We start from the raw sequence: 16,284 nt of genomic DNA on the forward strand, positions 1-16,284 counted from the left end.
CTAAACAATTTGCAAACATTAAAATCCAAGTCTACTATATGTGATGATTGCCGCTATTTTTATTTTTCTCCCCACTTGCACTTCCTCTTTATCATCTATCTTTCGCTTAAAAGCAAATGTTTATTTCTACTTGCTCCCCATGTGTGAGAAACAAAAGCTTCTCATTTTCTAAAAAATTAAAATCCTTTCATATGGCGTGGGCTGGAAGAGTATGTGTTGTGTAGAACTTTACCACATATCCATTTTGTTTTAATTCGATAAATAAATCCGCTTGTAGTCTGTTGACAAAAGTTATACTACCTATTAAACAGTATAATTGATGGTAAGAATAGCCATTGTAAAATTCACTTTTTTTTTGGTTTCGTTTTTTTTCGTTATCTTTAAAATCCTAAAGTAATTTGATATAAAAAAAAATATAACAAACTCATAATGAATAGACTAGAACAGTTAAAAAAACTAAAACAAACCACTGAATGGGATGTAATCGTAATTGGAGGCGGGGCTAGTGGACTTGGCACAGCGCTAGATGCAGCAAGTAGGGGTTACAAAACAATTTTACTAGAAGCAATAGATTTCGCCAAAGGAACCTCTAGTAGAAGTACAAAATTAGTTCACGGAGGTGTTCGTTACTTAGAACAAGGCGATATTTCCATGGTAAGGGAAGCTTTAAAAGAAAGAGGATTAATGGCTCAAAACGCCGCGCATTTAGTTAAAAACCAATCATTTGTAATACCTAATTACAACTGGTGGGGCGGTTATTTTTATACCATAGGACTTACTATTTATGATCTGTTAGCCGGAAAACTAAGTTTAGGTAGTTCTAAATATATTTCAAAGAAAAAAACCATTGAGCTACTTCCAACAATAAAGCAAAAAGGCTTGGTAAACGGCGTCACCTATCACGATGGCCAATTTGACGATTCCCGATTAGCCATAAATATCGCACAAACTGCAGTAGAAAATGGCGCTTGTGTTTTAAACTACACCAAGGTCGTAAATCTATTGAAAGACGACGAAAACCAAGTTACGGGTGTTCAAGTAGAGGATCTAGAATCTGGCGAGAAACACGAAATAAAAGGCAAAGCCATCATCAACGCAACAGGTGTTTTCACAAATGCCATAATGAAACTGAACGATACTGTATATAAAAAATACATTGTTCCAAGTCAGGGAATTCACCTTGTATTTGATAAATCTTTTTTGCCAAGCGATTACGCATTGATGATTCCAAAAACAAGTGACGGAAGGGTTCTGTTTGCAGTGCCTTGGCACAACAAAATAGTAGTAGGAACTACAGACACCCTAATGAAAAAGCACAGTGTAGAGCCAATTGCATTAGAAACTGAAATTGAATTTGTCTTAGAAACAGCACAAAGATACTTAGCAAAAAAACCCACAAGGGCCGACGTTCTATCTGTTTTTGCAGGGTTAAGACCATTGGCTGCACCAGACGAACCCGGAAAAAGCACCAAAGAAGTTTCCAGAAGCCATAAAATAATTGTTTCCGACACAGGACTAATAACAATAACTGGAGGGAAATGGACTACTTATAGAAAAATTGCCGAAGACCTCGTAAACAAGGCGATACGAGTACGACATTTATCAAAAAATAAATGTAAAACGGAGCATGTTTCTATTCACGGAAACAAAATAACGAACGCAATAGATCGGGAAAACCACCTATACATTTACGGAACAGATATCCCTAAAATAGTGGAATTACAAAACAAAGAACCCGCATTAAAAGAAAAACTACATCCAGATTACGACTACACCATGGCAGAAGTAGCTTGGGCAATTCGTTATGAAATGGCTAGAACAATTGATGATGTTTTAGCAAGAAGAGTGCGCTTACTATTCTTAGATGCCCGTGCAGCAATCGCTTCATGTGAAAAAGTTGCGCAATTACTGGCAAAGGAATTGGGCCATGATGAGACTTGGACACAGAACCAAATAGCAGAGTTCAAAACTCTCGCTAATGGATTCCTCCTAACAGAATTTAGGAAATAACATCATTAAGTAGACACTCATGCAAAACAAATTAATCTTAACACTAGATCAAGGAACAACTTCCTCCAGAGCTATCGTCTTTAACCATGATGGTGAAACGGTAAGTATTTCTCAAAAACCATTTGAACAGATATTCCCAAAACCTGGATGGGTTGAGCATGACCCAAATGAGATTTGGTCCTCTCAAATTAGTTGCGCTGCAGAAGCTATCGCTAAAATAGGGATTTCCGGTAGAGAAATAGCTGCCATTGGCATCACCAATCAACGCGAAACAACAATCGTCTGGGATAGAGAAACTAGCAAACCTTTATACAATGCCATTGTTTGGCAAGATCGCCGAACAGCAAAATATTGCGATAAATTAAAAGCAGATGGCCATGCAGATATGATTCAAAAAAAGACAGGACTGGTTTTAGACGCTTATTTTTCTGGGACTAAGGTAAAATGGATTTTGGACAATGTAGAAGGCGCTCGTGAAAAAGCAGAACAAGGAAAACTATGTTTCGGAACTGTAGACACCTGGTTAATCTGGAAACTAACTCGAGGTAAAATGTTCATGACTGATGTCTCTAATGCAAGTCGAACTTTATTGTTAAACATTCATACATTAGAATGGGATACTGAATTACTTGAGTTATTCGACATACCACTAGCCATGTTACCCGAAGTAAAACAAAGCAGCGAAATATATGGACAAACCAGCACTACACTATTTTCTACAAAAATTCCAATCGCCGGTGTAGCAGGAGACCAACAAGCCGCACTTTTTGGACAATTATGTACCGAACCGGGTATGGTAAAAAACACTTACGGAACGGGATGCTTCATGCTAATGAATATTGGCGACAAACCTGTTTATTCTAAAAATAATTTACTGACTACGGTCGCTTGGAAAATCAACGGTAAAACCACTTACGCCTTAGAAGGAAGTGTTTTTGTAGGTGGAGCGGCAGTACAATGGTTGCGAGACGGGGCAAAAATGATCAATACAGCGGCAGAAATCGAAACTTTAGCAGCGAGCGTACCAGACAATGGAGGCGTTTATTTTGTTCCTGCTTTAACTGGATTAGGTGCACCACATTGGGACCAGTATGCCAGAGGCGCAATTCTGGGTATTACAAGAGGAACGACCAACGGTCATATAGCACGTGCGACCCTAGAGGGAATCGCTTATCAAGTATATGACTTAGCAAAATCAATGGAAGCTGATTTTGGAAAAGAAGGAAAAGAATTAAAAGTCGATGGTGGAGCAGCTGTTAATAATTTAATGATGCAATTTCAATCCGATTTGTTTGGCTCTAATGTAATTAGACCAAAAACGCTAGAAACGACAGCATTAGGCGCTGCTTACTTAGCTGGATTGGCTGTGGGCTACTGGAAAAGTGTAGATGACTTACAACAACAATGGTCTATTGACCGGGAATTTACTCCGGAAATGCCAAGAGAAGAAGTAGATAAACTACTAAAAAACTGGAACAAAGCCGTTGGGCGCGCTGGAAACTGGGTTGAAGAATAATTTTATTCCTAAAACAAAAATATGACACCATTTGTAGCAGAAATAATAGGCACAATGCTCCTTATTTTACTAGGTAACGGAGTAGTCGCAAACGTCGTTCTAAAAAAAAACAAAGGCAATAGTTCAGGATGGATTGTTATTACCGCAGGATGGGCATTTGCTGTTTTCGTAGCTGTTACCGTTGCAGGGCCAATTAGCGGAGCACACATAAATCCTGCCGTGACCATTGGGCTGGCAATCGCTGGTAAATTTGCATGGAATCAGGTAGCCTATTATATCATTGCACAAATGATTGGAGCTATGTTAGGAGCATTCTTAGTCTGGCTTTTCAATAAAGATCATTTCGCTATCACCGATAATGAAGGAGAAAAATTAGCTTGCTTTAGTACAAGCCCAGCTATCCGCAATTATTCTTCTAATTTAATCAGCGAAATCATCGGGACTTTCGTTTTAATTTTTGTGATCTTTCATATTGCTGGACCAGAACTTACTTTGAGCGCAGACAGTACTGCAAAAATAGGATTGGGTACTATTGGTGCATTGCCTGTCGCCATTTTGGTTTGGGCTATCGGTCTGTCTTTAGGAGGAACAACCGGTTATGCCATTAATCCCGCAAGAGACCTGGGGCCACGTATAATGCATGCAATCTTACCTGTAAAAGGGAGCAGCGACTGGTCTTATGCCTGGATTCCGGTAGTAGGACCTATAGTTGGGGCAGCCATAGCCGCAGGGCTACATATGGTATTACAATAACACTAAAAAAATAAAGTAATGAAAACCAAAATTTTTTGCGCTCTATTCATATGCTTAGGGTTAACTGGATACGCTCAAAAAACGGTTGTTTCATACACAATAAACACCTCTAAAACGGAAATAAAAACATCTCGATTAGATTTTAATGTCAATCTTAGAACTAGCCATTTATGGAGAGGACTGGTCATAAACGATGGCATGACCGCCACTGGTTACATCCACTATGCCCTAAACAAAGAACAAAACTTTACTGTTGGGTTTTGGGGCGGAGCCGGATTTGATGGAAGGTACACTGAAATAAATTATTTCGTTCAATACCAGAAAAACAACTTATCAATTGCATTGTGGGATTTATTCAATACGACTGGGGTTGAAACTCCGCGGGTATTTAATTATGACAAACGAACTACCACACATCTCATTGATTTAAGAACATCCTACCGTTTTCCAGGAAACTTCCCTGTACGAATTGAAGCGGATGTATTACTTTATAGTGGTTTAAATGATCGTAAATTAAACGATAGTAATGATTATCGTAGCATACACTCTACCTATGTAGAATTAAGCTATCCACTTATTAGAGACCAAAAGGTAAATCTGAATGTATTTATGGGCGCTGCTTTTCCTATTAATGGGAGTAAGCATTTATATACTAACAAAACAGAAAGTAATTTTGATATCGTAAACACAGGTATGACGGTCACGAAAAACATTGAAATATTTGATTATAAGTTAGCTGTTTCTACAACTGCGATGTGGAATCCCGCTAATAAAATTGCAAGAATCCAATTAGATGTCGGTTTATTCTAAAGTTTTAATTTGTTGTATAAAGACTCGCTTATACTGAAAGAGAGTCTTTACTATTTTTAAAATTGTAATCTTTAGTTAGCCCAGATTAGAGTGAAAAGCCCGGAGTAAAAAAACTAAAAGTTTCCTGTTCTAGAAAAGCGACTGTAAGAAGCTCTTTCTGGGACTTTGGAAACTTTAATTCTTTACGAGGACTTGCAACGGAAAGCTGGAAAGAGCTCCACCTTTTGATTCTCAGCAGTAATACAAATAAAAACCAAAAACATTGTTAAATGTTCATCTGACATCTTGTCACATCTATAGCAATTACCGTATCTTTGCAATCTGAAAAAAGATAATGGAAAAGATAATTGAAGAAAGCAAACAAGGTGAAAGTCTTGTTCTAGAAAACAAACCTGAGAACACTAAAAAACTCTTTATAGAAAGCTATGGCTGTGCGATGAATTTTTCGGACAGCGAAATTGTAGCTTCCATATTATCTATTAACGGATACAATACCACTCAAGTTCTAGAAGAAGCCGATTTGGTTCTAGTAAACACTTGTTCCATTCGTGATAAAGCAGAGCAAACAGTGCGAAAACGTTTAGAGAAATACAATGCTGTAAAGCGTATTAACCCGAAAATGAAAGTTGGGGTTTTGGGCTGTATGGCAGAGCGTTTGAAAGACAAATTCCTAGAAGAAGAAAAAATTGTTGACCTAGTTGTAGGGCCTGATGCCTATAAAGATTTGCCTAATTTATTGGCTGAAGTTGAAGAAGGGCGTGATGCGATCAACGTAATTTTGTCGAAAGACGAAACCTATGGCGATATTTCACCGGTTCGTTTAATGAGTAATGGAATTACAGCACTAGTTTCTATCACTCGTGGTTGTGATAATATGTGTACGTTTTGCGTGGTGCCTTTTACCCGCGGACGAGAAAGAAGTCGTGAACCTCAAAGTATAATGAAGGAAATTCAGGATTTGTGGGACAAAGGGTTCAAGGAAATTACACTGCTTGGGCAAAATGTGGACAGTTATCTTTGGTATGGCGGCGGATTGAAAAAAGATTTCGCAACCGCATCTGAAATGCAAAAAGCAACTGCAGTTGATTTTGACCAATTATTAGAAATGGTAGCTGTTGGTTTCCCAAAAATGAGAATTCGATTTTCTACCTCTAATCCACAAGACATGCACGAAAGTGTTTTGCACGTAATTGCAAAACATCCAAATATCTGTAAACATATTCATTTACCAGTTCAATCAGGAAGCAATAGAATCTTGAAGGAAATGAACCGTTTGCATACCCGTGAAGAATACATGACATTGATTGATAAAATCAGAACTATTATTCCAAACGGATCTATCTCACAAGATATGATTGCCGGTTTCCCAACAGAAACAGAAGAAGACCATCAAGACACCTTGAGTTTAATGGAATATGTGAAATACAACTTTGGTTATATGTATTCTTACTCTGAAAGACCGGGAACATTAGCCGGAAGAAAAATGGAAGATGATGTAACCGAAGAAACTAAAGCACGAAGATTGCAGGAAATTGTAGACTTGCAACAAAAACATGCCTGGTCACGCTCTGAGGAATTTATTGGACAAACTGTAGAGGTTTTGGTGGAGAAAGTTTCAAAAAAATCTACCGAGGAATTTTCTGGAAGAAACTCACAAAGCATTACCGTAGTTTTCCCTAAAGAGAATTATAAAATTGGTGATTTTGTAAACGTAAAAATCACAAGCTGCACTAGCGGTACTTTAAAAGGAGAAGCAATTGCGTTGAGTGACATGAATTAAAAATACAAATAATGACAAAAAAACAAATACTCATCGCTATACTTACTTTCATCATAGGATTTGGAGGAACGTTTTATATAATTAGAACCTATTTCCCAAAACATAAAGTAGAAAAAACAGCCCTACAAAAAGACACGCAAACAAAAACTGACGAATAGACTATCTTTAAGATTATTAAGTCCCTGACTTAAAAAAAAGTTCTCTCGAAGCCAGTAAACAAAAAAAATAATGGAATCAGTTCAAAACATAAAACAGCGATTTGAGATTATTGGGAATGACCCAAAGTTAAATCGTGCGATAGAAAAAGCCATTCAGGTCGCCCCTACTGATATTTCAGTATTGGTTGTGGGTGAAAGTGGTGTTGGAAAAGAAAGCATTCCGAAAATTATTCATTCCCTTTCCCATAGAAAACACGGGAAATACATTGCGGTTAACTGTGGTGCGATACCTGAAGGTACGATCGACAGTGAACTTTTTGGTCATGAAAAAGGGGCTTTTACAGGAGCAACAGCAACGCGCGAAGGTTATTTTGAAGTAGCTGATGGCGGAACAATTTTCCTTGACGAAGTAGGCGAACTACCACTTACAACCCAAGTTAGGTTACTTCGTATTCTAGAAAATGGCGAATTTATGAAAGTTGGTTCTTCCCAAGTACAAAAAACAGATGTAAGAATCGTAGCAGCTACCAATGTAAATTTATTTGATGCTATCGAAAAAGGAAAATTCAGAGAGGATTTATACTATCGTTTAAGTACCGTTGATATTCTACTCCCTCCATTACGAGACAGAAAAGATGACATTCATTTATTATTCAGAAAATTTGCTGCTGACTTTGCTTTCAAATACAAAATGCCTCCATTAAAACTGGATGAAGGCGCAGTTCAAGTATTACAAAAATTTCGCTGGAGCGGAAACATCCGTCAGCTGCGAAATGTTGCTGAACAAATTTCTGTTTTAGAAACCAATCGCGATATTAGTGCTGCTGTTTTACAATCTTATCTACCTTCTGAAGGCAGCAATTTGCCTTCGGTTATAAAGGATAAAAAAAGTGAGAGTGATTTTAGTAACGAAAGAGAAATTCTGTACAAAGTGCTTTTTGACATGAAAAGTGATTTACATGATCTAAAAAAACTTACTTTAGAATTGATGGAAAACGGCAGTTCTAAAGTTCAGGAAACTAATAAAAACCTGATTACCAAAATATATGGCTCTAAAGAAAATGATAATGAAATAGATTTTGAAGAAGAACCAAGAACAGCATTGATTTCGAGTCAAAGCAATGAAGGAAACTATCAAGAAAATGACGACAATTATCTTTTTGCCGAAACTGTTGAAGAGGAAGAAGAAGTTTTGAGATTAGAACAAAAGGAAATCGAAATGATTAAAAAATCATTAGAAAAAAATAAAGGAAAACGAAAAGCCGCTGCAGATGAGTTAGGGATTTCGGAAAGAACTTTGTATCGAAAAATTAAACAATTCGATTTATAACACAACTAAAACATCCAAAAAATAATTCGCTATTTTCCGATAGCTGAGCGAATTCTAAATTTGGAAAAGCAAAAACTAATAAATCAATTTCCTCATCCAAATTAGTATATTTGGCAAAATTGAAAATTATAAATTCGATCAAATTGGAATTTGAGTTTTCAAAAAATGGAATTTTCAATAATAAATATGAAAAAAATATATTCTTCACTAGCGCTGTTTTCTCTATTTATTTTAACTTCTTGTTCCGTGTACAACTTCACTGGAACTGGAAAGATCGATGCAAAAACATTTCAAGTTAACTTTTTTCAAAACAATGCCGCATTGATTGAACCTGGAATTGATAGAACATTTACGCTTGCCTTACAAGATATTATTCAGAATCAAACCAATCTAAATTTAGTAAAAAACGGAGGCGATTTAACTTATGAAGGCGAAATTGTCGATTATAGAATAAGCCCAATGACTGCGACGGCAGATCAAAAAGCTTCCCAAAACCGTTTGAAAATTAGAGTGAACGTAAGATTTACTAATAAAAACAAGGAAGCCGATAATTTCGAAAAAACCTTTGAATTTTATTTTGATTACGCTGCTACCGAACAACTTTCTGGCTCCACTTTAAATAGTGCGATTGACGTGATTTATGAAAGAATCACCCAAGACATATTTAATGAATCTCTCGCTAAATGGTAATCACACTTCGCAATTAGATTTAAAAAATCTGAAATCTGAAACTTAAAAATGAACGTAACGTCTTATACAGCCTTAATCAATAAACCAAACACTATTTCTGAGCTAGATACTTTAGCTTTAGATAAAGTACTGGATGAATTTCCCTTTTTTCAAAGCGCAAGAGCTTTACGATTAAAAGGACTATACAACCAAAATAGTTTTAGATATAATTTTGCTTTAAAAGTTACTGCTGCACATACAACCGATAGAACGGTCTTATTTGACTTCATAACTTCAGATACCTTTATCGCAATTCAAAACGATTTGTTTGATAAAAAAGCGTTGGAACTTCTAGATATCGATGTCATTGACGGCGAAATAATCTCCCCTCAAGAGATTGTAGAACCAAAAAAGAACACACTAGAACAATCAATCTTAACCTCTATAAAAGGAGTTTCTGCTGTTGAGATAAATACTGAACTAAATCCTACAGAAGAGAAACTAGCCATAGGCACACCATTAGATTTTTCTAAGAACGAACAACATTCTTTCCAGGAATGGCTTCAGCTATCTAGAACACAGCCTATCGACAGGGAGAATAAAAAAACAACCATCCCAAAACCAACAACACAAAACGAAGGTCAAAAGAAAAAAGCAGCATTAATAGATAAGTTTATTGAAACGAGCCCAAAGATATCTCCAGTTAAACACGGAGTAACATCCACGGTTCGAATTGATATAAACAGGGACGATCATTCTTCACTAATGACTGAAACTTTAGCAAGGGTATATTTAGAACAAAAAAAATATCAAAAAGCGATTCAAGCTTATGATATATTAATTTTGAAATATCCAGAAAAAAGTAGTTTCTTTGCAGACCGTATAGCGGATATTAAGATTTTACAACAAAATAATAATTAAACAATGAGCACATTTTCAATTTTTTTAGTTTTAATAACAATAGTTTGTTTTCTATTGATTGTAGTAATAATGGTTCAAAACCCTAAAGGCGGTGGATTATCATCTACAATAGGTGGTTCTCAAATGTTAGGTGGAGTACAAAAAACAACTGACTTTTTAGACAAAAGTACTTGGACATTGGCTACAATACTAATCGCATTAATATTATTATCAAGTTTAAGCTTCACAGGAACATTAAGCGATACAGATTCTAAAATTATTGACAACACAGAAACTGCAGCTCCAGTTGCACCTGCTACACCAATACAAGACGTACCAGCTACAAAATAATTCATCACATATATTATAAAAAATGCCAGCCTGACAAAGCTGGCATTTTTTATAAGAAATTATGTCAGTTAAATAAGGGTGGCATAATTTCTGACTTTCAATACACACTAATATAATTAAAAAATAAAATCATGGCTTTAAACATTAAACCACTTTCTGACCGCGTTCTTATAGAACCAGTAGCTGCTGAAACAAAAACTGCGTCAGGGATTTTTATTCCAGATACTGCTAAAGAAAAACCACAAAAAGGAACTGTTGTTGCAGTTGGAAATGGTACAAAAGAACTTACGATGACTGTAAAAGTTGGAGACAGCGTTCTTTACGGAAAATATGCTGGTACTGAATTGAAATTAGAAGGTAAAGATTATTTGATAATGAGAGAAGATGACATTCTTGCAATAATATAATTGCAGAAATAAATCTAAAATAATACAGGCAAGTATAAACTTGTCTCTTCAAAAAATTTAAAAAAAATAAAAGAAATGGCAAAAGATATAAAATTTGATATAGAAGCTCGTGACGGATTAAAACGTGGCGTTGATGCATTAGCAAATGCGGTTAAAGTTACTCTAGGGCCAAAAGGTCGTAATGTAATTATTGGAAAATCATTTGGTGGACCAACAGTAACAAAAGATGGAGTAACTGTAGCTAAAGAAATTGAATTGAAAGACCCATTAGAAAACATGGGAGCTCAAATGGTAAAAGAAGTAGCATCAAAAACCAATGATTTGGCTGGAGACGGAACTACAACTGCAACTGTTTTAGCGCAAGCAATTGTAAAAGAAGGATTAAAAAACGTTGCGGCAGGAGCAAATCCAATGGATTTGAAACGCGGTATCGATAAAGCGGTCGAAGCTATTGTTGCTGACTTAGCGAAACAATCTCAAGTGGTAGGTACTGATTCTGATAAAATCAAACAAATTGCTTCTATCTCTGCGAATAATGACGAAGTAATCGGTGAGTTAATCGCTGCTGCTTTTGCAAAAGTAGGAAAAGAGGGTGTTATCACCGTTGAAGAAGCAAAAGGAACAGATACTTATGTAGATGTTGTAGAAGGAATGCAATTTGACAGAGGATATCTTTCTCCGTATTTTGTTACCAATTCTGAAAAAATGGAAGTAGAATTAGAGAATCCTTATATCTTGTTATACGACAAAAAGGTTTCTTCTCTAAAAGAATTATTACCAGTTCTTGAACCAGTTGCTCAATCTGGAAAACCATTGTTAATTATTGCTGAAGATGTAGATGGTGAAGCACTATCAACATTGGTTGTAAATAAATTACGTGGAGCTTTAAAAATTGCTGCTGTAAAAGCACCTGGTTTTGGAGATAGAAGAAAAGCAATGCTTGAAGATATCGCGATCTTGACTGGTGGAACTGTAATCTCTGAAGAAAGAGGATATACCCTTGAGAATACTACCTTAGAAATGTTAGGTACTGCTAAAAAAGTAACTATCGATAAAGACAACTCAACGATTGTAAGTGGTGCTGGTGAAGCTGACATGATCAAAAATCGTGTAAACCAAATTAAAGGTCAAATGGAAGCTACAACTTCTGATTATGACAAAGAAAAATTACAGGAACGTCTAGCTAAATTAGCTGGTGGAGTTGCTGTTCTTTATGTTGGTGCTGCTTCTGAAGTAGAAATGAAAGAGAAAAAAGACAGAGTTGACGACGCACTTCACGCAACTCGCGCAGCTGTAGAAGAAGGTATTGTTGCTGGTGGTGGTGTTGCATTATTAAGAGCTAAAAATGTATTAAGCGCTATAAAAGCAGACAATGCAGATGAGGCAACTGGAATACAAATTGTATCTCGTGCAGTTGAATCACCATTAAGAACTATTGTTGAGAACGCAGGTCTTGAAGGTTCTGTTGTTGTTGCAAAAGTAGCTGAAGGAAAAGGCGATTTTGGTTACAATGCTAAAACAGATGAATATGTAGACATGCTGAAAGCTGGTATTATCGATCCTAAAAAAGTAACACGTGTTGCGTTAGAAAACGCTGCATCAGTTGCGGGAATGATTTTGACTACTGAATGTGCTTTAATTGATATTAAAGAAGAAAACGGTGGTGGAAACCCAATGGGTGGCGGTATGCCAGGAATGATGTAGCATCAAACAAACCCTTTTATATAAAAAATCCGTCCCGTTTAATAATGGGACGGATTTTCTATTTATACAGATCTGCTAAAAACCACAAGTATCAGTCCTAAAAAAACAACATGTGTAACATTGAAAAATGCTTCCTCATTTACCAGAAAAAAAATTAACCACTGAATGTCTTTTGATTGATATTAAAGAAGAAAATGATGGAGGAAACCCAATGAGTGGCGGTATGCCAGGAATGATATAATGTTTTGTCGAAAGACAAAAACAGAGCTGAAAAGCCCGAAGTTTATCGCTTCGGGCTTTTTTTGTGCCTATTTTTGGATCAAGGCTGTACTTTTCAAGTTTTAACAAAATGTACAGCGTAAACTGTATATTTTGTTAACGTTTAAAATAAAAAAAACAAATATTATTTCTTTATTATACTTTCGAGATGGAAAGAAATTTCATGCATAAAGTCTTTAATTCTGTAGGATTATATATATATATATATATATATATATATATTAGCTACATGAATGGCAATAAAAATGTTAAAACACACATATATATGTTTTCCTTGCTTTTATTTTTTACAAATTATAAAAACAAAATAATAACAACAGCTCAGGTTAAATTAAGCAAACAAGTTTTTTTGTTGATGCAAAAAATAAAAATGCAGTTGACTATTATCGGAACGAGATTGAAAGTACCGTTTCGCTATTAGTTTCTCAAAAACAAATTATAAATCGAGAGTTAAACAAAAACGAAAGAGCAGCAATCATAGCAATTGCATTTCCAGAGGTCATACGATTTAACTCGTTTAGTGATTTAATTGAAACCTCTTCCAATAGAATATTATACATCAACAGAGGAAAAATGGCTTCTGATTTTTCGATAGGATATTTCCAGATGAAACCCTCTTTTGTAGAAGACTCGGAAGAGTTTGTCGCTAATTCTGAAAACTTAGAAAAATACAATTTTATTGTAATTTAGGATAAAGATGAAAAGAAAAGCAGAGAAGAAAGAATTAATCGTTTAGAAAACGTGCAATGGCAGTTGCGGTATTTAAAGGTATTTTATCAGGTGCTTGATGAAAAATACAAAAATATTGCCTTTAGAAGCAGAGATGAAAAAATTAGGCTTTATGGCACAGCTTACAATTATGGATTCTAGCAACCTGAACAAGCAATAATCAAGTATCAAACCATAAAAGTATTTCTGTACGGAAAAAACTCGAACAAAAAAAAATTGGCGTTTGCTGATTTTTCAATAGATTTTATAAATACATACTCAACCATTTTTAACCAATAAACTGCTATAAACTATGAAGCAAAACAAAATAGTATTAATTAGTGTGCTATTCCTATTATTGACAAATTATTCTTGCCAAGTGAAAGAATTGTAACCCATTTCAACTATAAAAGGTTCGCTTGAAACTACGAAAAAGGTAAGTCCTGCTTTTTTTAAACACGATTTAAGCAGTTACAAGATCATACCCATCTGGAAATAGGCAATAACATTTGAAAATACAGAAGCTGTAGAAGTGAATTTTACCTTGGATAAAAAAACTTATAAGCCATTATCTAAAAATGGAAAAATTAGTGGGCGACAGCGATTATTGCTTACATTTGAGAAAGGAAAAATTAGAGAAACCATTATAGAATATATTCCATCGGATACATTTATGGGAGATATAAAAGATATCAATAGCGGTAATTTTAAATCAAAGCAATTTGATGGCGAAGTTTCATTTAAAAACCCAAAAGACAATTATACTATGGTCTGGGTCTTATCAAAAGGTGTTGTAATTAAAAAATTAAAACGGACGTCGTCAATCACAAAACAAAAAAAGACATCTAAAACAGCTACTAGCCTAGGCTACGTTTGTGGTGACCGTGAAATTGAATATGAAGTTTGTGTTGGCCCAGGAGGAGAGGAAGTTTGTTCAAACTACACATATAGTGTTTATGAATGTGAATGGATAGACGAGCCAGATCCAGAAACACCACCCCAAGAAGATCCTTATGACTGTGCAGTTAATAATAGTTGGCCTTGGTGTCAAGATGGTGGTGGTGGGGAAGACCCTCCTCCTCCAGCCGATCCACTTAGCGCCCCTTGTGATAACTTAAGAACAGTTTTTAGTGACATTAACCCAGAAAATATAAAATCACAAATTGATTGACTAAAGGAGAAAGTGAATGCTCCAATTAATAACTTAGAACACGCCGTAGAAGTTCAAAAACGTATGAATCCTGATGAAACTTATAGATATGAATACACTCAGATTTCCTCAACTAATGAATTTTCAGTAGAGATATCAACGGGATCTACTTATATTGGTAGCATTCATAGTCATCCAGAAAATGGTTACGATATGTTTTCGTTTCAAGATATAAAAACATTATTAGCTACTTATGATAACGCAAGTTCTACCAGAGCTCGGGATGTTTTTCTTTCGATAGTGGTTGAAGACAATACTACTGGGGAAGCACTTATTTATACCCTACAGATTGACCAAGTTGCTATGCTGCGTAGTGAGGTTAATGCGGTATGGAATGATCCAAAATATAGTGGGTTTTCCGAAGAAAAAAAAATAAATTTAATACACGCTGAGCAAGCACAGAAATATGAAAAAAGTAATAATCAGCTAGAGAAAAGTTTTTTAGAGCAATTTAATAATTATGGGATTTCTCTTTTCAAAGGAGGCAATACACTAAATAATTGGGATAAACTAACGCTAAATCAATCAACCATAACAAAAACCCCTTGTCAATAACATATATAATTATGAAAAAAATTAACCTTACACTTTTGTTCATTGTGCTTACAATATCTTGCAAGGCACAATCTCCCGTATTTGATATTGAAGATCGAAATAATAGAGTTCCGGAAATTCAAGGCTTTTATATTAAAGACACAACTAACCAATTGAATGCCTATGAAGGCACTTATATTTATACCAGCGGTACTACTTCGCTTAAAATTGTATTACAAAAAAGGACAATGTACCAACTATATTCCGTCCCCGGTATTCGTTACGACGATTTAATTATTGGCGAATACCAATATATAAAAGATGGCATAGAATTGATAAATACACTCTATAAATTAGACCATCAAAACAATCATAGCATCACAGCAAATAGAATCTTGATTGGAAATGAATTGGGGTGCAATATTTGTGCCCCATCTGAAAAACGATTAGCTGGTGGTATTGTAGATGAGATTACACATAATTCGGGCGATATCCAAATTAGAAGAGTAACTGTAAATAGCCAAGCTGCCATTGAAATTTGGATTGGCTGGAGGATGCGTACTTATAAAGAGGGCACTCCAAAACCCGCAAAGCCCTATTTTGGTAGTTACATTACTTTAATAAAGCAATAGAATAAGATTTAGTAAAAAGGAATCAATCCTGCTCTAAAATTTTTTAGCAAGATTTTTCTTGTATTGTTTTATAATTGCTATAATTTTTTTGTGTCTTGCTACAGGGATTCAAATCATATCTCGTGCAGTAGAATCTCAATTAAGAACTATTGTAGAAAATGCAGGTCTTGAAGGTTTTGTTGTTGTTGCAAAAGTAGCTGAAGAAAAAGGTGATTTTGGCTACAATGCTAAAAATGACGAATATGTTGATATGCTAAAAGCTGGTATTATTGATCCTAAAAAAGTAACACGTGTTGCGTTAGAAAACGCTGCATCTGTTGCAGGGATGATACTAACGACCGAATGTGCGTTGATTGACATTAAAGAGGAAAATGCAGGCGGAATGCCAATGGGTGGCGGTATGCCGGGAATGATGTAATTCCAAACCATTTATCATAAAAAAATCCGTTCACAAAATAGACTGAACCCAAAAGTTTGGACAAATTTATAATTAATTTTGATAATAATGAGCTCGATATTGTATCGGGCTCATT

Annotated in this window: 15 protein-coding genes and 1 pseudogene; all 16 read left to right on the forward strand. The window is 35.4% G+C overall.

Annotated features, from left to right (window positions below; translation table 11 throughout):
- Window positions 1-429: 429 nt before the first annotated feature.
- Window positions 430-2,010, forward strand: a complete 1,581-nt coding sequence (locus QO200_RS18075; protein WP_371543056.1) for an FAD-dependent oxidoreductase — start codon at window positions 430-432, stop codon at window positions 2,008-2,010.
- Window positions 2,011-2,029: 19 nt separating this feature from the next.
- Window positions 2,030-3,526, forward strand: coding sequence for a glycerol kinase GlpK (gene glpK, locus QO200_RS18080; RefSeq protein ID WP_371543058.1), 1,497 nt, complete (start codon window positions 2,030-2,032; stop codon window positions 3,524-3,526).
- Window positions 3,527-3,547: 21 nt separating this feature from the next.
- A complete protein-coding gene (locus tag QO200_RS18085; RefSeq protein WP_371543062.1) occupies window positions 3,548-4,279 on the forward strand; it encodes an MIP/aquaporin family protein in 732 nt (243 codons plus the stop codon).
- 18 nt (window positions 4,280-4,297) lie between these two features.
- A complete protein-coding gene (locus tag QO200_RS18090; RefSeq protein ID WP_371543065.1) occupies window positions 4,298-5,089 on the forward strand; it encodes a hypothetical protein in 792 nt (263 codons plus the stop codon).
- Between the two features lie 334 nt (window positions 5,090-5,423).
- Window positions 5,424-6,869 carry a tRNA (N6-isopentenyl adenosine(37)-C2)-methylthiotransferase MiaB gene (gene miaB / locus QO200_RS18095; protein ID WP_371543067.1) on the forward strand — a complete coding sequence of 482 codons (1,446 nt, stop codon included), beginning with the start codon at window positions 5,424-5,426 and terminating at the stop codon, window positions 6,867-6,869.
- Window positions 6,870-6,880: 11 nt separating this feature from the next.
- Window positions 6,881-7,027 (forward strand): hypothetical protein, encoded by a 147-nt coding sequence (locus tag QO200_RS18100; RefSeq protein ID WP_371543069.1) that lies wholly within the window; start codon window positions 6,881-6,883, stop codon window positions 7,025-7,027.
- Window positions 7,028-7,097: 70 nt separating this feature from the next.
- Window positions 7,098-8,357, forward strand: coding sequence for a sigma 54-interacting transcriptional regulator (locus QO200_RS18105; RefSeq protein WP_371543071.1), 1,260 nt, complete (start codon window positions 7,098-7,100; stop codon window positions 8,355-8,357).
- A gap of 186 nt (window positions 8,358-8,543) precedes the next feature.
- The gene (locus QO200_RS18110) at window positions 8,544-9,047 is read left to right on the forward strand and encodes an LptE family protein (RefSeq protein WP_371543073.1); all 504 of its coding nucleotides are present in this window, start codon (window positions 8,544-8,546) and stop codon (window positions 9,045-9,047) included.
- Between the two features lie 48 nt (window positions 9,048-9,095).
- A complete protein-coding gene (locus QO200_RS18115; RefSeq protein ID WP_371543075.1) occupies window positions 9,096-9,947 on the forward strand; it encodes a tetratricopeptide repeat protein in 852 nt (283 codons plus the stop codon).
- A gap of 3 nt (window positions 9,948-9,950) precedes the next feature.
- Entirely contained in the window at window positions 9,951-10,277 is a 327-nt protein-coding gene (gene secG, locus QO200_RS18120) for a preprotein translocase subunit SecG (protein ID WP_339918758.1), read from the forward strand.
- Window positions 10,278-10,408: 131 nt separating this feature from the next.
- On the forward strand, window positions 10,409-10,684 hold the full coding sequence (gene groES, locus QO200_RS18125; RefSeq protein WP_371543078.1) for a co-chaperone GroES: 276 nt from the start codon (window positions 10,409-10,411) through the stop codon (window positions 10,682-10,684).
- 75 nt (window positions 10,685-10,759) lie between these two features.
- Complete coding sequence (gene groL / locus QO200_RS18130; RefSeq protein ID WP_371543080.1) at window positions 10,760-12,388, forward strand: chaperonin GroEL; 1,629 nt, start codon at window positions 10,760-10,762, stop codon at window positions 12,386-12,388.
- Between the two features lie 1,519 nt (window positions 12,389-13,907).
- Window positions 13,908-14,546 carry a hypothetical protein gene (locus QO200_RS18135; protein ID WP_371543082.1) on the forward strand — a complete coding sequence of 213 codons (639 nt, stop codon included), beginning with the start codon at window positions 13,908-13,910 and terminating at the stop codon, window positions 14,544-14,546.
- Between the two features lie 63 nt (window positions 14,547-14,609).
- The gene (locus QO200_RS18140) at window positions 14,610-15,140 is read left to right on the forward strand and encodes a hypothetical protein (protein WP_371543084.1); all 531 of its coding nucleotides are present in this window, start codon (window positions 14,610-14,612) and stop codon (window positions 15,138-15,140) included.
- An 11-nt stretch (window positions 15,141-15,151) separates the two neighbouring features.
- Window positions 15,152-15,751 carry a DUF6705 family protein gene (locus QO200_RS18145; protein ID WP_371543087.1) on the forward strand — a complete coding sequence of 200 codons (600 nt, stop codon included), beginning with the start codon at window positions 15,152-15,154 and terminating at the stop codon, window positions 15,749-15,751.
- Window positions 15,752-15,848: 97 nt separating this feature from the next.
- Window positions 15,849-16,169 (forward strand): annotated as a pseudogene (locus QO200_RS18150) (TCP-1/cpn60 chaperonin family protein); the annotation flags it as partial.
- Window positions 16,170-16,284 lie beyond the last annotated feature (115 nt).

The sequence above is a fragment of the Flavobacterium sp. Arc3 genome, assembly GCF_041431375.1.
Lineage (GTDB): Bacteria > Bacteroidota > Bacteroidia > Flavobacteriales > Flavobacteriaceae > Flavobacterium.